Here is a 19,539-nt window from a genome sequence, read left to right as displayed (position 1 = left end):
GCCCTGGCGAAAATATCGTCAGGGCGCGTCCCGATTATTGCGGCCGTTCCTTGAGCGGGAAGCGGCGGCGTACCAGCACAAAGAACAGCGGCACGAAGAAGATAGCCAGCACCGTGGCGGAAATCATCCCGCCCATCACCCCGGTGCCGACGGCATGCTGGCTGCCGGAGCCCGCCCCGGTGCTGGTGGCCATCGGCAGTACGCCGAAGATAAACGCCAGTGAGGTCATCAGGATCGGCCGCAGACGCTGGCGGCAGGCGGAGAGCGTGGCGGTAAGCAGATCTTCGCCTTTCTGATTCAGCTCATTGGCAAATTCGACAATAAGAATGGCGTTCTTCGCCGACAGGCCGATAACCGTCAGCAGGCCCACCTGGAAATAGACATCGTTTTCCAGTCCGCGCATCCAGGTCGCCAGCAGCGCGCCGATAACCCCCAGCGGCACCACCAGCATCACCGAGAACGGCACCGACCAGCTTTCATACAGCGCCGCCAGGCACAGGAACACCACCAGCAGCGAAATGGCGTACAGCGCCGGCGCCTGCGCCCCGGAGAGCCGCTCCTGATAAGACATCGCCGTCCATTCGAGACCAAAGCCGTTCGGCAGCTGCTGGGCCAGCTCTTCCATAATCGTCATGGCGGTACCGGTACTGACGCCCGGCGCGGCTTCACCGACGATCTCTACCGCCGAGTAGCCGTTGTAGCGCTCCAGACGCGGCGAGCCGGTCTCCCAGCGCGAGGTCGTGAAGGCGGAGAAGGGCACCATCGTACCGCTGCTGTTGCGCACGTACCACAGGTTGATATCGTCCGGCAGCATGCGATACGGCGCGGCCGCCTGAACGTAGACCTTCTTCACGCGGCCGCGATCCATAAAGTCGTTAACGTAGCTTGACCCCCACGCGGTCTGCAGGGTGTCGTTGATATCGTCGATAGAGACGCCCAGCGCCTGCGCTTTACGCTGATCGATGTCCACCTGAAGCTGCGGGCTATCGTCGAGGCCGTTGTGACGGACTCGGGTGAGCTGGTTATTTTTGCCGGCCAGCTCCAGCAGGGTATCGCGGGCGGCCATCAGCGCTTCGTGTCCGTTGCCCGCGTGATCCTCCAGCTCCATATCGAAACCGGCGGAGCTGCCCAGACCGCTGATGGCCGGCGGACTGCTGGCAAAGACGCGCGCTTCTTTAATTTTGTTAAACGCTTTGGTTGCGCGTTCGATGATGGCAAAAGATGAACCGGTTGTGGGATCGCGTTCGTCCCAGTCCTTCAGGCGTACGAACATACGCGCCACGTTCTGGCCGTTGCCGCCGGGGCCGGAGCCGATGGTCGCGAACACCGATTCAACATTTTGCTTCTCATTGTTCAGGAAGTAGTCTTCCGCCTGCTGCACCACCTTCAGGGTTTGCTGTTGGGTTGAGCCGCTCGGCAACTGCACCGAAGTGGTAAACATGCCGCGGTCTTCCAGCGGCAGGAATGACGTGGGCAGATGCAGAAACAGAAAGACCATCCCGCCCAGCAGCAGGACGTAGATCATTATCCAGCGCAGCGAACGATGAAGAATTTTGCCGACCGCGGTTTCGTAGCGGCTGGCGTTACGGTTAAACGTGCGGTTAAACCAGCCAAAAAAGCCCCGCTGCCCGTGGGTTTCGCCTTTATGAACGGGTTTAAGCAATGTGGCGCACAGCGCCGGGGTGAGGATCATCGCCACCAGCACCGACAGCACCATCGCCGAGACGATGGTAATCGAGAACTGGCGGTAGATCGCGCCGGTGGTGCCGCCGAAGAAGGCCATCGGCACAAATACCGCCGATAGCACCATGGCGATACCGACCAGCGCGCCCTGAATCTGCCCCATTGATTTTCGCGTCGCTTCACGCGGCGAGAGGCCCTCCTCGCTCATGATACGCTCGACGTTCTCTACCACCACGATGGCATCGTCCACCAGCAGGCCTATCGCCAGCACCACCGCGAACATGGTTAAGGTGTTGATGCTGTAGCCGCAGGCGTAAAGGACGGCAAAGGTTCCCATCAGCACCACCGGAACGGCGATGGTCGGGATCAGCGTGGCGCGGAAGTTCTGCAGGAACAGATACATCACGAGAAAGACCAGCGCGATGGCTTCAAGCAGCGTTTTCACAACGTCGGTAATCGACGCCTTAACGAATGAGGTGGTTTCGTAAGCGACTTTATATTCCAGGCCGTGCGGGAAATATTGCGACAGCTCGTTCAGACGGCTGATGACGCGTTCAGCGGTCGCCATTTCGTTTGCGCCAGAGGCCAGCTTAACCCCCAGCCCGGACGCCGCCTGGCGGTTGTAGCGGCTGAGGTAATCGTATTTTTCCGCCCCCATCTCGACGGTGGCGACGTCGCCAAGGGTGACTTCCGAACCGTCCTGATTAACCCGCAGGGTAATATCACGGAACTGTTCCGGCGTTTGTAACAGCGATTGTGAATTAATCGTCGCGTTGAGCGCCTGTTTATCCACCGACGGCGTGCCGCCCAGCTGGCCGACGGCGATCTGCGCGTTCTGCGAAGAGATGGCATCAGTGACGTCTTTTGCCGTCATCTGAAAGCTGTTGAGTTTGGCCGGATCGAGCCAGATGCGCATCGAATACTGCGAACCATAGGCGTCAATATCTCCGACGCCGTTGACCCGGCTGAGCGGGTCCTGAATATTACTGGCGACGTAGTCGGCGATATCCTGTTTATCCATACTGCCGTCGGTAGAGACGAAGGCGATCGTCAGGATATTAGTATCCCCGGTTTTACGCACCGTTACGCCCTGGTTCTGGACGGCCTGCGGCAGTTTGCGCATCGCCGACTGTAGCTGGTTCTGCACCTGCTGGACCGCTTCATCCGGATCGGTCCCGGCGGTAAAGCTCAGCGTCACGGTGGCCTGGCCGGTGCCGCTGCTCTGGGATGACATATACATCAGGTTATCGAGGCCGGTCATATTTTGCTCGATAACCTGGGTGACCGTATTTTCCAGCGTCTGTGCCGAAGCGCCCGGATAGTTCGCTGTGATCCGTACGTTAGGCGGGGCAAGGTCGGGATATTGCTCAACGGGAAGCGACAAAATTGCGAGCGTACCGGTCAGGCATAAAAGTATTGCCAGTACCCACGCAAAAATGGGGCGATCGATAAAAAAATTCGCCATCAGAATTAGGACCTCATTTTGCACATTTTTTTGTTATTGCACAGCCTGTGACACTCTAGCGGCAAGCCCTCAGGCAATCGTGGAGAAAATAAGGAGATAGTGTAATTTATCGTGTGCCTTTTATGGCAGCGTAAAGAACTCTCTTTCTTCCTCTATCTGCTCCTTCCTTTCGGCGCGCCGCCGCGGTGGCGCATACGTAGCGCATTATTACTTAGCTAAATAAAACGTGATTTCATTTAAGTCAAAAAAATTGATCCACCTCGGGTTATTACCAAAAAATCGGCAACCTGTGCAAATGCACATTGTTCTGGCACCGTTTTGTCGGGTAATAGATAAGCATGCGAATTGAGGGGTTATTCACCACGAAGACTGAAGGATGTCATGAACCACTTTATTTTAAGCGATAGTCATAAGTGCATCGGATGCAAGGCTTGTGAAGTTGCCTGCGTCATGGCGCACAACGATGAGCAGCATGTTTTGACCCCGCAGCGTTTTTTGCCGCGCATTACGGTTATCAAAAACGAGCAAAAACGTAACGCCGTAACCTGCCACCATTGTGAAGGGGCGCCGTGCGCCCGCAGTTGTCCCAATGGCGCCATCAGCCAGCTTAACGACAGCGTCCAGGTTAATCAGGAGAAATGCATCGGCTGTAAATCCTGTATGGTTGCCTGCCCGTTTGGCGTGATGCAAATCGTCCTGACGCCGGTACAGGAGGAGAGGGTCAAAGCGACGGCGCATAAATGCGATTTGTGCAGCGGTCGCGAAGAGGGGCCCGCCTGCGTACAAAACTGCCCGGCCGAAGCGCTGGTACTGGCAACGGACAGCACGCTGGTGAATCTGGCGAAACAGCGGCGTCAGCGCGCGGCGCGTCTTGGCCACCCCGGTGCGGCGATGGCGCCTTGCTCCGCAGGCAAAGTCGCACAGATGGCCGCGACGCCGCCGCGCGGCGAGCCCGACAAGCTATCCGCCGAGGCGCGTAAGGCCAATTTTAGCGAAATTTATCTGCCGTTCAGCGCCGGGCAGGCCAACCGCGAGGCGGAGCGCTGCCTGACGTGCGGCGAGCACAGCATTTGTGAATGGACCTGTCCGCTGCATAACCACATTCCGCAGTGGATTGAACGCGTGAAAGAGGGGGATATTTCCGCCGCCGTGGAGCTTTCTCACCAGACCAACTGCCTGCCGGAAATTACCGGCCGCGTCTGCCCGCAGGATCGCCTGTGCGAAGGGGCCTGCACGCTGCGCGATGAGCACGGTTCGGTGACTATCGGCAACATTGAACGCTATATCTCCGACCAGGCGCTGGCCAACGGCTGGCGGCCGGATCTTTCTCAGGTCGTTGAAAGCGGCAAGCGGGTGGCGATTATCGGCGCGGGTCCTGCCGGGCTCGCCTGCGCCGACCGTCTGGTGCGTAACGGCGTGAGTCCGGTGGTCTTTGACCGTCACCCGGAAATTGGCGGTCTGCTGACCTTTGGTATTCCTGCCTTTAAGCTGGATAAATCTCTGCTTGCCCGGCGGCGGGAAATCTTTACCCAGATGGGCGTGCGCTTTGAGCTGAACTGCGAGATAGGCAAAGATATCCCGCTGACGACGCTGCTTGATGACTATGACGCGGTATTTATTGGCGCCGGAACCTATCGCTCGATGAAAGCGGATCTGCCGAATGAAGACGCGCCCGGCGTATATGACGCGCTGCCGTTCCTGATAGCCAACACCAAACAGGTGATGGGGCTGCTTGAGCTGCCGGAAGAGCCTTACGTCAACACCGAAGGGCTGAACGTCGTGGTGCTCGGCGGCGGCGATACGGCGATGGACTGCGTGCGTACCGCGCTGCGCCACGGCGCGAAGCAGGTTACCTGCGCCTATCGTCGCGATGAAGCCAATATGCCTGGTTCGAAGAAAGAGGTGAAAAACGCGCGCGAAGAGGGGGCGCAGTTTGAATTTAACGTCCAGCCGGTCACCCTGGAGCTGAACGAAAAGGGACACGTCAACGGCGTACGCTTTCTGCGTACCCGGCTGGGCGCGCCGGACGCTCAGGGGCGCCGCAGCCCGTCGCCAATCCCCGGAAGCGAGTTTGTCATGCCCGCCGACGCGGTGATCATGGCTTTTGGTTTCCATCCGCACGGTATGCCGTGGCTGGAATCGGTGGGCGTTAAGCTCGATAGCCGGGGTCGAATCAAGGCCAATGTGGAAAGCCGCTACCGCTACCAGACCACCCATCGCAAAGTGTTTGCCGGCGGCGATGCGGTGCGTGGCGCCGATCTGGTGGTGACCGCCATGGCGGAAGGCCGCCACGCGGCGCAGGGGATAATGGACTTCCTCGAGGTTAAATCGATTCCGCTTCACTGACGACAAAGCGGGCTTCACAGCGTAGTATGGAATCGTCATTTCACGCTGTGGGGCTCGTATGTCACTCAATATCAACATTATCAAAGATAAAATCCTCTCCGAAAACTGGTTCCTTTTGCGCAACATGACCTATGAACTGACGCGCAGCGACGGCAGCGTGGTTCGCCATAGACGCGAAGTCTACGATCGCGGCAACGGCGCTACCATCTTGCTGTATAACCGCCATAAGCAGACCGTCGTGCTGGTTCGCCAGTTCCGCATCGCGACCTGGATAAACGGCAACGAAGACGGGATGCTGATTGAAACCTGCGCCGGGCTGTTGGACAGCGATGAGCCGGAGGAGTGCGTGCGCAAAGAAGCCATTGAAGAGACCGGTTTCGAAGTGGGTGAAGTGCGCAAACTGTTTGAACTGTTTATGTCGCCCGGCGGCGTCACCGAGCTTATCTATTTCTTCATTGCCGAATATAACGATACTCAGCGGGCCAACGATGGCGGCGGCGTTGATGATGAAGATATTGAGGTGCTGGAGCTCCCTTATCATCGGGCGCTGGAGATGATGGCGAACGGGGAGATCCGCGATGGCAAAGCGGTGATCCTGCTGCAATATTTGCAAACCTCCGGGCTGATGAACGGGGATCTCTGATAAATCCGATTGAGTAAAACCTCGCCGCTGGTGAACATAGCCGCTGTGTATGGCGTTTTCTCCGGGGTTGTGCCGCTCATGTTGCATCGGGTTATTTTGTTTCTGCTTTTCGGTTTAGTGCCGACGTCGCTGGTGCGGGCGGCGCCGGCACAACAGCTCTTCAATGACTGGCAGGTAACCTGCAACAATCAGAACTTCTGCGTGGCCCGCAACGTCGGGCTGCATCACGGCCTGGTCATGACCCTCACCCGCAGCGCCGGGGCGGCTACCAGCGCCAGCCTGCGCATTGAACTCGGCGGCGTGGGCAATCCGGTCGCGGCGCTGGCGCCGATTGCGCCGCGCCTTCGCCTCGATGGTAAACCCCTGTCTCTGGGCGATAAACATTGGCAGATCGCCGACAAACTGCTTGAAACCGACGATAGCGTCACCATTGATGCCTTTCTGCAGCAGGTGCAGGCAGCAAAGGCGATAACCCTCGAAAATGGCCTGCAGGCCATCTCTTTACAGGGGCTGAAAGCCGCCCTGCTGTTTATCGATAGCCGGCAGAAGCGCGTGGGGAGCGAAACCGCGTGGGTAGGGAAGGGGGAAGAGCCGCCGCTCAGCGTTCCGCCCGCCCCGGCGCTGCGCTCGGTGGCGAGAATCGACGTGGCGGAGTCCCCCCTCAGCCGCGATGAACTTAACGATCTCATGGATTATGGCAACGAGCGCATGAACAGCAGCGCCTGTTCGCTGGATCCGTTTCGCCGCGAGGTGCGGGTTGCCGCGCTGACCGACGATAGGGTGCTGCTGATGACCAGCTGCGAAGCGGGCGCCTACAACACCATTTGGCTGGCCTGGCTGGTGTCGCGCCAGCGGCCGTATATTGCTCATCCGGTACGGCTCACTCTGCCTTTCCAGCCCCCCGGCGACGGGCCGCAAACGCGCTGGCGCTATGATGGCCAGCGGTTTAGCCTGGTACGCTACGCGCGGCAGCCGCAGTGCGATAACTGGCAGGGGCCAGACGCCTGGCCCACGCTCTGGGTTACCCGTTCAGTACCTCGTCCCCTACGGTAACGATATGCTCAACGGTAAAGCCGAAGTAAGGGAAGAGCTTATCCGCGGGGGCCGATTCACCGTAGCCGGTCATGCCGACGATTTTGCCTTTTAGCCCCACATACTTATACCAGTAGTCGGCGATGCCGGCCTCAACCGCGACGCGGGCGCTGACGTCCGACGGCAGGACCGATTCCCGGTAGGCTTCCTCCTGGGCATCAAACACGTCGGTCGATGGCAGGGAAACCACGCGCACGTTCACCCCTTTGGCCAGCAGCTTCTCCGCCGCCAGCACGGTGATCTCGACTTCCGAACCGGTAGCTATCAGGATCAGGTCCGGCTTGCCGCCAGCGTCCTTCAGCACGTAGCCGCCGCGGGCGATATTCTGTACCTGCTCCGGCGTGCGCGCCATTTGCGCCAGATTTTGCCTTGAGAGGATCAGCGCCGTCGGCCCGCTGTGACGTTCGACCGCCAGCTTCCACGCCACCGCGGCCTCCACCTGATCGCACGGTCGCCAGGTGCTGAAGTTTGGCGTCAGGCGCAGGCTGGCCAGCTGTTCTACCGCCTGGTGCGTCGGACCATCTTCGCCGAGACCGATGGAGTCGTGGGTATAGACCATGATTTGCCGCGCTTTCATCAGCGCCGCCATACGCGCCGCGTTGCGGGCATATTCGACGAACATCAGGAAGGTGGCGGTATAGGGGACAAACCCGCCGTGATGCGCGATGCCGTTGGCGATGGCCGTCATCCCAAACTCGCGTACGCCGTAGTGGATATAGTTACCCGCCGGATCCTCTTTCAGCGAAGTCGATCCTTTCCAGATGGTCAGGTTGCTGGGCGCGAGGTCAGCGGAGCCGCCCAGCAGTTCCGGCAGATGCGGGCCGTAGGCATCGAGGGCATTTTGCGAAGCTTTGCGGGTGGCGATTTTCGCCGGGTTAGCCTGCAGATCGGCAATATACTTCCGCGTCGTTTCATTCCACGACTCAGGCAGTCCGCCGCTCATGCGCCGCGTAAACTCCGCCGCCAGCTGCGGATGGGCCTGCTGATAGGCGGCAAACTTCTCCTCCCAGCTTTTCTGCGCCTTTTGTCCCTTTTCACGCGCGTCCCAGGCCCGGTAGATCTCTTTCGGGATCTCAAACGCCGGGTGATGCCAGCCCAGCTGCTGGCGCGCCAGCGCCACTTCCTGTTCTCCCAGCGCCGCGCCGTGGGCCTCTTCTTTCCCGGCTTTATTCGGTGAACCAAAGCCTATCACCGTACGGCAGATAATCAGCGAGGGTTTGTCCTTCACGCTCTGGGCTTCCAGAATCGCTTTCTTCACGGCTTCGGGGTCGTGGCCGTCAATTTCATGCACCACATGCCAGTGATAGGCCTCAAAGCGTTTTGCCGTGTCATCGGTAAACCAGCCTTTGGTTTCGCCATCAATGGAAATGCCGTTGTGGTCGTAGAAGCCGATCAGCTTGCCCAGTCCTAACGTCCCCGCCAGAGAGCACACTTCGTGAGAAATCCCCTCCATCAGGCAGCCATCGCCCATAAACACGTAGGTGAAGTGATCGACGATCTCATGGTCTGGCTGATTAAACTGGGCCGCCAGCGTGCGCTCGGCGATAGCCAGGCCCACGGCATTCGCCAGTCCTTGCCCCAGCGGACCGGTGGTGGTTTCCACTCCCGGCGTATAGCCAATCTCCGGGTGGCCCGGGGTTTTTGAATGCAGCTGACGGAAGTTTTTTATCTCTTCGATGGGCAGGTCATAGCCCGTCAGATGCAGCAGGCTGTAAAGCAGCATCGACGCGTGGCCGTTGGAGAGAATAAAGCGGTCGCGATCGTACCATTGCGGGTTTTCAGGATTGTGCTTGAGGAAATCGTTCCATAGCACCTCGGCGATATCGGCCATACCCATTGGCGCGCCGGGGTGGCCGGAGTTGGCTTTCTGGACTGCATCCATACTCAGGGCGCGGATGGCGTTGGCTAGTTCTCTACGGGACATAATGTGCTCCTGAAACAATAGGTTACATGAGTTTTTATTGGATTAGGATAGAGAGGGTGATGAGTTGCATAACTAAAAAGCATAGCAGACGGGGCTATCATTGCTTCTGAAACTAAGTTACATAAACAATATAAATCGATAACAAATATAACTTTGTTATGGCGAGAGTTTGGCGGTGTTCAAAGTTTACGAAGCCGTCAGGCGAGATACTAGGTGGCCCTTTAGGGTGAACACCAGGTACGCGATAACGTTTCACCCCCTACGATCGATACGTGAAAGGAACGATAAAATGGATGAGCAGTTAAAACAAAGCGCCCTTGATTTCCACGAATTCCCGGTCCCCGGAAAAATCCAGGTCTCCCCGACCAAACCGCTGGCTACCCAACGCGATCTGGCCCTGGCCTACTCGCCGGGTGTCGCCGCGCCCTGCCTGGAAATCGAGAAGGATCCGCTGGCAGCCTATAAATATACCGCGCGCGGCAACCTTGTGGCGGTGGTCTCCAACGGCACGGCCGTTCTGGGGCTGGGCAATATCGGCGCGCTGGCCGGTAAGCCGGTGATGGAAGGCAAAGGCGTTCTGTTTAAAAAATTCGCTGGTATCGATGTGTTCGATATTGAAGTCGATGAACTGGACCCGGACAAATTTATCAACGTCGTCGCGGCGCTGGAGCCGACCTTCGGCGGTATCAACCTTGAAGATATTAAAGCGCCGGAGTGCTTCTACATCGAGCAAAAGCTGCGCGAGCGCATGAATATTCCGGTTTTCCATGACGATCAGCACGGGACGGCGATTATCAGTACCGCGGCGATTCTTAACGGTCTGCGGGTGGTGGAGAAAAACATCTCCGACGTGCGGATGGTGGTCTCCGGCGCGGGCGCGGCGGCGATTGCCTGTATGAACCTGCTGGTGGCGCTGGGGATGCAGAAACACAACATCGTGGTCTGCGACTCGAAAGGCGTTATCTATAAGGGCCGCGAGCCGAATATGGCGGAGACGAAAGCGGCCTATGCGGTCGAAGACAGCGGCAAACGCACGCTGGATGACGTGATTGACGGGGCGGACATTTTCCTCGGCTGCTCGGGCCCGAAAGTGCTGACTCAGGAGATGGTGAAGAAAATGGCCCGCGCGCCGATGATTCTGGCGCTGGCTAACCCGGAGCCGGAGATTCTGCCGCCGCTGGCGAAAGAGGTGCGCTCCGACGCCATTATCTGTACCGGCCGCTCCGACTATCCGAACCAGGTGAACAACGTGCTGTGCTTCCCGTTCATCTTCCGCGGCGCGCTGGACGTCGGCGCAACGGCGATTAACGAAGAGATGAAGCTGGCGGCGGTGCACGCGATTGCCGAGCTGGCGCACGCTGAACAGAGCCAAGTGGTGGCCTCCGCCTACGGCGATCAGGATCTGAGCTTCGGCGCGGAATATATCATTCCGAAGCCGTTCGACCCGCGGCTGATCGTCAAGATTGCTCCGGCAGTGGCGAAAGCGGCGATGGACTCCGGCGTCGCGACCCGCCCGATCGCCGATTTTGATGCGTACATCGAGAAGCTCAGCGAGTTCGTCTACAAAACGAACCTGTTTATGAAGCCGATTTTCTCGCAGGCGCGCAAAGAGCCGAAGCGGGTGGTACTGGCGGAAGGCGAAGATACCCGCGTACTGCACGCGACTCAGGAGCTGGTCTCCCTTGGGCTGGCGAAACCGATTCTGATCGGTCGTCCCGGCGTCATTGAGATGCGCATCCAGAAGCTGGGACTGCAGATCAAAGCCGGGGTTGATTTTGAGATCGTCAATAACGAATCCGATCCGCGCTTCAAAGAGTACTGGAATGAATATTACACCCTGATGAAGCGCCGCGGGATCACCCAGGAGCAGGCGCAGCGGGCGGTGATCAGCAACACTACGGTCATTGGCGCGATCATGGTGCAGCGCGGCGAAGCCGATGCGATGATCTGCGGCACCATCGGTGACTATCACGAGCACTACAGCGTCATTCAGCCGCTGTTTGGCTACCGCGAAGGGGTTCATGCGGCCGGGGCGATGAACGCGCTGCTGCTGCCGAGCGGCAACACCTTTATCGCCGACACCTACGTCAACCACGATCCCTCGCCGGAGCAAATTGCCGAGATCACCCTGATGGCGGCAGAAACCGTTCGTCGATTCGGGATTGAACCGCGGGTGGCGCTGCTGTCGCACTCGAACTTTGGTTCCTCGGACTGCCCGTCCGCCAGCAAAATGCGCCAGGCGCTGGAGCTGGTGAAGGCGCAGGCGCCGGAGTTGATGATCGATGGCGAAATGCACGGCGATGCCGCGCTGGTGGAAAGCATTCGTAATGAGCGGATGCCGGACAGCCCGCTGAAAGGTTCGGCCAATATTCTGGTGATGCCGAATATGGAAGCGGCGCGTATTAGTTACAACTTACTTCGCGTCTCCAGCTCTGAAGGCGTCACCGTCGGACCGGTGCTGATGGGCGTCGCAAAGCCGGTGCATATCCTGACGCCAATTGCTTCGGTACGGCGTATCGTGAATATGGTCGCGCTGGCGGTTGTTGAAGCGCAAACTCAGCCGCTGTAATTTTCATTTAATTATTTCAGGCGCGGGAATTCTCCCGCGCTTTTTTATTTCTGTTTATAAGTGATCTATCTCACCTTTCAAATCAACTTGCCGAATTTTGTTATTTACTCCAGCGGAAACTTGTCACGATAAGCGCAAGTTTTAGCGGAGCGGTGAGCCATGGATAAAGAACGCATCATTCAGGAATTTGTACCCGGCAAGCAGGTGACGCTGGCGCATCTGATTGCGCACCCTGGGGCAGAACTGGCGAAAAAGATCGGCGTTCCCGAATCCGGCGCTATCGGCATTATGACCTTAACCCCTGGAGAAACCGCCATGATCGCCGGTGATTTAGCGATGAAGGCCGCCGATGTGCATATCGGTTTTCTCGACCGGTTTAGCGGCGCGCTGGTGATTTACGGCTCGGTCGGCGCGGTAGAAGAGGCGCTGCTGCAGACGGTGAGCGGGCTTGGCCGATTATTAAATTACACCCTCTGCGAGTTAACCAAAAGCTAATTAGAGGCGGCAATGAAACGTATTGCATTTGTCGGTACGGTGGGCGCGGGAAAAACAACGCTATTTAATGCGTTGCAGGGAAATTATTCCCTCGCGAGAAAAACGCAGGCCGTGGAATTTAACGAGAAAGGCGATATTGACACCCCGGGGGAATATTTCAGCCATCCGCGCTGGTACCACGCATTAATTACCACGCTGCAGGATGTTGATACGTTGATTTATGTCCACGCGGCAAATGATACCGAAAGTCGCTTACCCGCCGGGCTACTGGATATTGGCGCGAATAAACGACATATCGCCGCGATCAGCAAAACGGATATGCCGGACGCCGACGTCGCCGCGGTGCGGCAACTGCTGCACGGGATGGGGTTTCAGGAGCCGATTTTCGAACTCAACGCTCACGACCCGCAAAGCGTAGAGCATCTGGTGAATTACCTGAGTGAGCTCAGCCAAAAGGAGGAAGGGGCAGGTGAAGAAACTTATCACAGCTAACGATATTCGTGCGGCCCACGCGCGAGGCGAAGAGGAAATATCGGTTGTGCTGCGCGCCAGCATCATCACCCCGGAAGCCCGCGAAGTCGCGGAGCTGCTGGGCGTCGCCATCCAGGAGTGCGATGAATCTGCGCCAGAGCCGGCAGTCCCGGCGGCAGAGGAAAAAACCGAAAGCCAGCGCATTCGCGAAACCATTATCGCGCAGCTGCCGGAAGGGCAGTTTACCGAAAGCCTGGTGGCGCAGCTGATGGAAAAAGTGATGAAGGAGAAGCAGTCGCTGGGGATGGACGCGATGCAGCCCAGCTTTAAGGCGGTCACCGGTAAAGGCGGCGTAAAGGTCATTGACGGCAGCAGCGTGAAATTCGGCCGCTTCGACGGCGCCGAACCGCACCGCGTCGGCTTAACGGATTTGGTTACCGAGCAGGACGGCAGCAGCATGGCCTCCGGGTTTATGCAGTGGGAAAACGCCTTCTTCCCCTGGACGCTGAACTATGACGAGGTCGACATGGTGCTGGAGGGCGAACTCCACGTGCGCCATGAAGGCGAAACCATGGTGGCCAAAGCCGGGGACGTGATGTTTATCCCGAAAGGTTCGAGCATAGAATTCGGCACGCCGTCGACCGTGCGCTTCCTGTACGTCGCCTGGCCTGCGAACTGGCAATCGCTATGAAAGATTTTATTACCGAAGCCTGGCTCAGAGCGAACCATACGCTCAGCGAAGGAGCAGAAATTCATCTGCCCGCCGACGCCCGTCTGACGCCTTCGGCCCGGGAGCTGCTGGAAAGCCGCCGTCTGCGCATTAAGTTTCTCGACGAGCAGGGCAGCCTGTTTGTCGATGACGACGCGCAGCAGCCGCAGCCGGTACACGGTTTAACCAGCAGCGGTACGCATCCGCAGGCCTGCTGCGAGCTGTGCCGCCAGCCGGTAGACAAAAAACCGGACACCCTGACCCATCTGACGGCGGAAAAAATGGTCGCCAAAAGCGATCCGCGGCTGGGCTTTCGCGCCGCCCTCGACGCCACCATCGCCCTGGCGGTATGGCTGCAAATCGAACTGGCGGAGCCCTGGCAGCCCTGGCTGGCGGATATCCGCTCGCGCCTGGGCAATATTATGCGCGCCGACGCCGTGGGTGAACCGCTGGCGGCGCAGTCTATCGTCGGGCTGAACGAGGATGAACTGCATCGCCTTTCCCACCAGCCGCTGCGCTATCTCGACCACGATCATCTGGTGCCGGAAGCCGGCCACGGCCGCGATGCCGCGCTGCTCAATCTGCTGCGCAGCAAAATACGCGAAACGGAAACGGTCGCCGCGCAGGTCTTTATTACCCGCAGTTTTGAGGTCTTACGTCCGGACATTCTGCAGGCGATCAACCGCCTCTCCAGCACCGTCTACGTGATGATGATTTTAAGCGTGGCGAAACATCCGCTAACCGTCAGTCAGATCCAACAGCGTCTGGGAGGGGAGCAATGATTATTCAACGCGCCCGTCAACTGGCTTTGCGTTCGCCCGCCCGGGTGGTGTTTGCGGACGCGCTGGATATCCGCGTCCTCAAAGCGGCGCACTACCTCCAGCAGCAGGGGCTGGCAAAGCCGATTTTGATCGCCAGCCCTTTTGCCCTGCGCCAGTTCGCCCTCAGCCACCGCCTGCCGATGGACGGTATGCAGATCGTCGACCCGCACAGCAACCGGCAAATGCGCGAAGCGTTTGCCCGGAGCTGGCTTGCCCGCGCCGGAGAAAAAACGCCGCCGGACGCGGAGGAAAAACTCAACGACCCGCTGATGTTCGCCGCCGCCATGGTCAGCGCCGGGAAGGCCGACGTGTGTATTGCCGGCAATCTCTCCTCGACGGCGAACGTGCTGCGCGCCGGATTACGCATTATTGGCCTTCAGCCGGGCTGCAAAACGCTGTCGTCGATCTTTCTGATGCTGCCGCAGTACGTCGGACCGGCGCTGGGATTTGCCGACTGCAGCGTGGTGCCGCAGCCGACGGCGGCGCAGCTGGCGGATATCGCCATCGCCAGCGCGGAGACATGGCAGGCCATTACCGGCGAGGAGCCGCGGGTGGCGATGCTGTCGTTTTCCAGCAGCGGCAGCGCCCGTCATCCCAACGTCGCCAACGTACAGCAGGCCACAGAGATCGTACGTCAGCGCGCTCCGCAGCTGATGGTGGATGGCGAACTGCAGTTTGACGCCGCCTTCGTGCCGGAGGTCGCCGCGCAAAAAGCGCCCGCCAGTCCGCTGCAGGGGCGGGCCAACGTGATGGTTTTTCCGTCGCTGGAAGCCGGCAACATCGGCTACAAAATCGCCCAGCGCCTGGGCGGCTATCGTGCGGTCGGGCCGCTGATTCAGGGGCTGGCCGCACCGCTCCACGACCTCTCCCGAGGCTGTAGCGTGCAGGAAATTATCGAACTGGCGTTAGTGGCAGCCGTGCCGCGCCGGAGTGACGTAAGCGGCGAGTGCCGCTTACCCACGCAGGTTGAATGAACGGTCCCGTTCTGGACCCCCTTAAGTAAGAGGAAAACACAATGGAAGCATTAGGAATGATTGAAACCCGGGGCCTGGTTGCGCTGATTGAGGCCTCTGATGCGATGGTGAAAGCCGCGCGCGTGAAGCTGGTTGGCGTGAAGCAGATTGGCGGCGGTCTGGTGACCGCGATGGTGCGCGGCGACGTGGCGGCCTGCAAAGCCGCTACCGATGCCGGCGCCGCTGCGGCGCAGCGCATCGGCGAGCTGGTATCGGTGCACGTGATTCCGCGTCCGCACGGCGATCTGGAGGAGGTGTTCCCCATCAGTTTTAAAGGCGACAGCAACATCTGATGGTCGGGCCGGATAAGACGCGCCAGCGTTGCCCTCCGGCATTAACGCGCGCCATTGCCTGATGGCGCTGCGCTTATCCGGCCCACGACTTACCACGCAATTCAGGGAGGCGGTATGAAACTGGCAGTCGTCACGGGACAGATTGTCTGCACCGTCCGCCATCAGGGGCTGGCGCACGACAAGCTGCTAATGGTGGAGATGATTGATGCCGCGGGCAAGCCCGACGGGCAGTGCGCCGTCGCCATCGACAGCATCGGCGCGGGGCCCGGCGAATGGGTGCTGCTGGTGAGCGGAAGCTCGGCGCGACAGGCACACCGCAGCGAGGCGTCTCCTGTGGATTTGTGCGTCATCGGTATCGTCGATGAAGCGGTGGCCGGCGGTCAGGTGATTTTCCATAAATAGGACTGAACATCATGAATCAACAGGATATTGAACAGGTGGTGAAAGCGGTACTGCTGAAAATGACGGCCAGCAGCCAGCCGGACGACGCCGTTCATGAGATGGGCGTCTTTGCCTCCCTGGATGACGCCGTCGCGGCGGCAAAGGTGGCCCAGCAGGGGCTGAAAAGCGTGGCGATGCGCCAGCTGGCGATTCACGCCATCCGTGAGGCGGGCGAAAAACACGCCAGAGAATTAGCGGAGCTTGCCGTCAGCGAAACCGGCATGGGTCGCGTTGAAGATAAATTTGCCAAAAACGTGGCCCAGGCGCGCGGCACGCCGGGCGTGGAGTGCCTCTCTCCGCAGGTGCTCACCGGCGATAACGGCCTGACGCTGATTGAAAACGCGCCCTGGGGCGTGGTGGCCTCGGTCACCCCCTCCACCAACCCGGCGGCGACGGTAATTAATAACGCCATCAGCCTGATTGCCGCGGGCAATAGCGTGGTGTTCGCCCCGCATCCGGCGGCGAAAAGGGTTTCCCAGCGGGCGATTATGCTGCTCAACCAGGCGGTGATTGCCGCGGGCGGTCCGGCCAATCTGCTGGTCACCGTGGCGAACCCGGACATCGAAACGGCCCAGCGGCTGTTTAAGTACCCCGGTATTGGCCTGCTGGTGGTCACCGGCGGTGAAGCGGTGGTGGAGTCCGCGCGCAAGCATACCAATAAACGTCTGATTGCCGCCGGCGCCGGTAACCCGCCGGTAGTGGTCGACGAAACGGCCGACCTGGCGCGCGCCGCACAGTCCATCGTCAAAGGCGCCTCGTTTGATAACAACATCATCTGCGCCGACGAAAAGGTGCTGATTGTGGTCGATAGCGTCGCCGACGAGCTGATGCGCCTGATGGAAGGCCAGCAGGCGGTGAAGCTCAGCGCGGCCCAGGCCGAGCAGCTTCAGCCGGTGCTGCTGAAGAATATCGATGAGCGCGGCAAAGGTACGGTCAGCCGTGACTGGGTGGGACGTGACGCGAGCAAGATTGCCGCCGCCATCGGCCTGAACGTGCCGCCGCAGACGCGCCTGCTGTTCGTGGAAACCCCGGCCAGCCATCCATTTGCCGTGACGGAACTGATGATGCCGGTGCTCCCTGTCGTACGGGTGGCCAGCGTCGATGACGCTATCGCGCTGGCGGTGCAGCTGGAGGGCGGCTGCCACCACACGGCGGCGATGCACTCGCGCAATATCGACAACATGAATCAGATGGCGAACGCCATTGATACCAGCATTTTCGTTAAAAACGGGCCGTGCATCGCCGGGCTCGGGCTGGGCGGAGAGGGCTGGACCACCATGACCATCACCACGCCAACCGGGGAGGGGGTAACCAGTGCGCGCACCTTCGTTCGCCTGCGGCGCTGCGTGCTGGTGGATGCCTTCCGAATTGTATAAGGGATGACTCATGGCACACGACGAACAACGTTGGCTCACCCCCAGACTGCAAAAAGCGGCCGCCCTGTGTAATCAGACGCCTGCCGCCAGTGAATCACCGCTGTGGCTGGGCGTGGATTTAGGCACCTGCGACGTGGTGTCGATGGTTGTCGACAGCGAAGGGCAGCCGGTGGCGGTGTGTCTGGACTGGGCTGACGTCGTGCGTGACGGCATCGTCTGGGATTTCTTCGGCGCCGTCACCATCGTGCGCCGCCATCTCGATACGCTCGAACAGCAGCTTGGCTGTCGCTTCAGCCACGCGGCGACCTCGTTTCCGCCGGGCACCGACCCGCGTATTTCGATCAACGTACTCGAATCTGCCGGGCTGGAAGTTAGCCACGTGCTGGATGAACCGACCGCGGTGGCGGATCTGCTACAGCTCGACAACGCGGGCGTGGTGGATATCGGCGGCGGCACCACCGGGATCGCTATCGTCAAACGGGGCGAGGTGACGTACTCCGCCGATGAAGCGACCGGCGGTCACCATATCTCCCTGACCCTTGCCGGTAACCGCCGCATGCCGCTGGAAGAGGCGGAGCAGTACAAGCGCAGCAACGCCCAGGAGATCTGGCCGGTGGTGAAGCCGGTATACGAAAAGATGGCCGAGATTGTTGCTCACCATATCGAAGGCCAGGGCATTGCTGATTTATGGCTGGCGGGCGGCTCCTGTATGCAGCCGGGCGTGGACGCGCTGTTTCGCAAGCGCTTCCCGGAATTACGGGTGCATTTACCGCAGCACAGCCTGTTTATGACCCCGCTGGCGATAGCCAACAGCGGGAGAGAGAAAGCGGAGGGAATCTATGCAAGCTGAACTGCAGACGGCGCTCTTTCAGGCATTCGATACCCTGAATCTGCAGCGGGTGAAAACCTTCAGCGTGCCGCCGGTGACGCTGTGCGGCCTCGGCGCGCTGAGCGCCTGCGGTCAGGAAGCGCAAGCGCGAGGCGTAAGCCATCTGCTGGTGATGGTCGACAGTTTCCTGCATCAGGCGGGAATGACCGCCGGGCTTGCGCGCAGCCTGGCGATGAAGGGGGTGGCGATGACCGTCTGGCCCTGTCCGCCGGGAGAGCCGTGCATTACCGACGTCTGCGCGGCGGTGGCGCAGCTGCGCGAATCGAAGTGCGACGGCGTGGTGGCCTTTGGCGGCGGTTCGGTGCTTGACGCGGCGAAAGCGGTCGCGCTGTTGGTCACCAACCCGGAGCAGACGCTCAGCGAGATGACGGAAAGCAGCGTACTGCGCCCGCGTCTGCCGCTCATTGCGGTGCCGACCACCGCCGGAACCGGCTCGGAAACCACCAACGTGACGGTGATTATCGATGCGGTCAGCGGGCGCAAGCAGGTGCTGGCGCACGCCTCGCTCATGCCCGACGTGGCGATTCTCGACGCCGCCCTGACCGAAGGCGTTCCGCCGCCGGTGACGGCGATGACCGGGATTGACGCGCTGACCCACGCCGTTGAGGCGTACAGCGCGCTCAACGCGACGCCCTTTACCGATAGCCTGGCGCTTGGCGCGATAGCGATGATCGGCCAGGCGCTGCCGAAGGCCGTGGGCTACGGCCACGACCTCGCCGCCCGCGAAAGCATGCTGCTGGCTTCCTGTATGGCGGGAATGGCCTTTTCCAGCGCGGGTCTGGGTTTGTGTCATGCGATGGCGCATCAGCCCGGCGCGGCGCTGCATATTCCACACGGGCAGGCCAACGCCATGCTGCTGCCGACGGTAATGCGGTTTAACCGCATGGTATGCCGCGAGCGTTTCAGCCAGATCGGCCGGGCGCTGACCGCTAAAAAAACCGACGACCACGAGGCTATTGCCGCCGTTGAGGCGCTGATCGCCGAAGTCGGCCTGAGCAAACGACTCTCTGACGCCGGGGCGAAGCCCGAACATTTCAGCGCATGGGCGCAGGCGGCGCAGGAGGACATTTGTCTGCGCACCAATCCACGCACCGCCACCCGGGAGCAGGTTATCGATCTGTACGCGGCGGCGCGCTGATGCGGCCATTTTCCCGGAGGCGTGTGGCTGTCCCGGCTCGCTGCGCTTAGCCGGGCTACAGGATCGCAGCCGTCTGCTATTCCATAGCCCGGGTAAGGCGTTCACGCCGCGACCCGGGAAAGCCCCCGGAGCGCGGTTAATGCCCCGGCGTTCACAGTATCTACAAATCAT

General features: G+C 60.0%; 15 protein-coding genes and 1 pseudogene. 14 read left to right on the top strand and 2 right to left on the bottom strand.

Annotated elements, in window-relative coordinates; translation table 11 throughout:
• Positions 1–34: 34 nt before the first annotated feature.
• On the bottom strand, positions 35–3,148 hold the full coding sequence (acrD, locus tag MKleb_RS20110) for a multidrug efflux RND transporter permease AcrD (RefSeq protein WP_025106617.1): 3,114 nt from the start codon (positions 3,146–3,148) through the stop codon (positions 35–37).
• Between the two features lie 381 nt (positions 3,149–3,529).
• Here acrD and aegA point away from each other — a divergent pair, with 381 nt between their 5' ends.
• From aegA to MKleb_RS20095, 3 genes and pseudogenes are all read left to right on the top strand, one after another.
• Positions 3,530–5,494 (top strand): formate-dependent uric acid utilization protein AegA, encoded by a 1,965-nt coding sequence (gene aegA, locus MKleb_RS20105; RefSeq protein ID WP_025106618.1) that lies wholly within the window; start codon positions 3,530–3,532, stop codon positions 5,492–5,494.
• A gap of 58 nt (positions 5,495–5,552) precedes the next feature.
• A pseudogene (nudK, locus tag MKleb_RS20100) lies at positions 5,553–6,150 on the top strand (GDP-mannose pyrophosphatase NudK).
• Between the two features lie 65 nt (positions 6,151–6,215).
• Complete coding sequence (locus tag MKleb_RS20095) at positions 6,216–7,190, top strand: DUF1176 domain-containing protein (protein WP_217076154.1); 975 nt, start codon at positions 6,216–6,218, stop codon at positions 7,188–7,190.
• On the opposite strand, the gene tkt is transcribed toward MKleb_RS20095, so the two are convergent.
• Positions 7,159–9,153 (bottom strand): transketolase, encoded by a 1,995-nt coding sequence (gene tkt, locus MKleb_RS20090; RefSeq protein WP_042945780.1) that lies wholly within the window; start codon positions 9,151–9,153, stop codon positions 7,159–7,161. The two genes, MKleb_RS20095 and tkt, sit on opposite strands and share 32 nt — an antisense overlap.
• Positions 9,154–9,442: 289 nt before the next feature.
• Between tkt and maeB the strand changes: the two genes are divergently transcribed.
• The 11 genes from maeB (at position 9,443) to eutG (ending at position 19,368) form a co-directional block, all read left to right on the top strand.
• A complete protein-coding gene (maeB, locus tag MKleb_RS20085) occupies positions 9,443–11,722 on the top strand; it encodes an NADP-dependent oxaloacetate-decarboxylating malate dehydrogenase (RefSeq protein ID WP_217076153.1) in 2,280 nt (759 codons plus the stop codon).
• A gap of 159 nt (positions 11,723–11,881) precedes the next feature.
• Positions 11,882–12,217: an ethanolamine utilization microcompartment protein EutS gene (gene eutS, locus MKleb_RS20080; protein ID WP_004123425.1), complete on the top strand. Its 336-nt coding sequence runs from the start codon at positions 11,882–11,884 to the stop codon at positions 12,215–12,217.
• Positions 12,218–12,229: 12 nt separating this feature from the next.
• On the top strand, positions 12,230–12,709 hold the full coding sequence (gene eutP / locus MKleb_RS20075) for an ethanolamine utilization acetate kinase EutP (RefSeq protein ID WP_025106622.1): 480 nt from the start codon (positions 12,230–12,232) through the stop codon (positions 12,707–12,709).
• On the top strand, positions 12,687–13,379 hold the full coding sequence (eutQ, locus tag MKleb_RS20070) for an ethanolamine utilization acetate kinase EutQ (protein WP_217076152.1): 693 nt from the start codon (positions 12,687–12,689) through the stop codon (positions 13,377–13,379). The genes eutP and eutQ overlap by 23 nt, the downstream gene beginning before the upstream one ends.
• Entirely contained in the window at positions 13,376–14,179 is an 804-nt protein-coding gene (gene eutT / locus MKleb_RS20065; RefSeq protein ID WP_025106623.1) for an ethanolamine utilization cob(I)yrinic acid a,c-diamide adenosyltransferase EutT, read from the top strand. The genes eutQ and eutT overlap by 4 nt, the downstream gene beginning before the upstream one ends.
• Positions 14,176–15,192 (top strand): phosphate acetyltransferase, encoded by a 1,017-nt coding sequence (gene pta / locus MKleb_RS20060; RefSeq protein WP_014230333.1) that lies wholly within the window; start codon positions 14,176–14,178, stop codon positions 15,190–15,192. Before eutT ends, pta begins: the two co-directional genes overlap by 4 nt.
• A gap of 41 nt (positions 15,193–15,233) precedes the next feature.
• Complete coding sequence (gene eutM / locus MKleb_RS20055) at positions 15,234–15,524, top strand: ethanolamine utilization microcompartment protein EutM (protein ID WP_000387720.1); 291 nt, start codon at positions 15,234–15,236, stop codon at positions 15,522–15,524.
• Positions 15,525–15,638: 114 nt separating this feature from the next.
• Positions 15,639–15,926, top strand: coding sequence for an ethanolamine utilization microcompartment protein EutN (gene eutN / locus MKleb_RS20050; protein ID WP_004853058.1), 288 nt, complete (start codon positions 15,639–15,641; stop codon positions 15,924–15,926).
• Positions 15,927–15,937: 11 nt separating this feature from the next.
• Positions 15,938–17,341 (top strand): aldehyde dehydrogenase family protein, encoded by a 1,404-nt coding sequence (locus MKleb_RS20045; RefSeq protein ID WP_025106624.1) that lies wholly within the window; start codon positions 15,938–15,940, stop codon positions 17,339–17,341.
• A 10-nt stretch (positions 17,342–17,351) separates the two neighbouring features.
• On the top strand, positions 17,352–18,191 hold the full coding sequence (gene eutJ, locus MKleb_RS20040) for an ethanolamine utilization protein EutJ (RefSeq protein ID WP_025106625.1): 840 nt from the start codon (positions 17,352–17,354) through the stop codon (positions 18,189–18,191).
• On the top strand, positions 18,181–19,368 hold the full coding sequence (eutG, locus tag MKleb_RS20035; protein ID WP_025106626.1) for an ethanolamine utilization ethanol dehydrogenase EutG: 1,188 nt from the start codon (positions 18,181–18,183) through the stop codon (positions 19,366–19,368). Before eutJ ends, eutG begins: the two co-directional genes overlap by 11 nt.
• Positions 19,369–19,539: the final 171 nt, after the last annotated feature.

Origin of the sequence: Klebsiella sp. PL-2018 (genome assembly GCF_019048985.1) — a bacterium.
Taxonomy (GTDB): Bacteria; Pseudomonadota; Gammaproteobacteria; order Enterobacterales; family Enterobacteriaceae; genus Klebsiella; species Klebsiella michiganensis.
The sequence above is the reverse complement of the archived record's forward strand: the minus strand, read 5'-3'. Positions and strand labels throughout refer to the sequence as shown.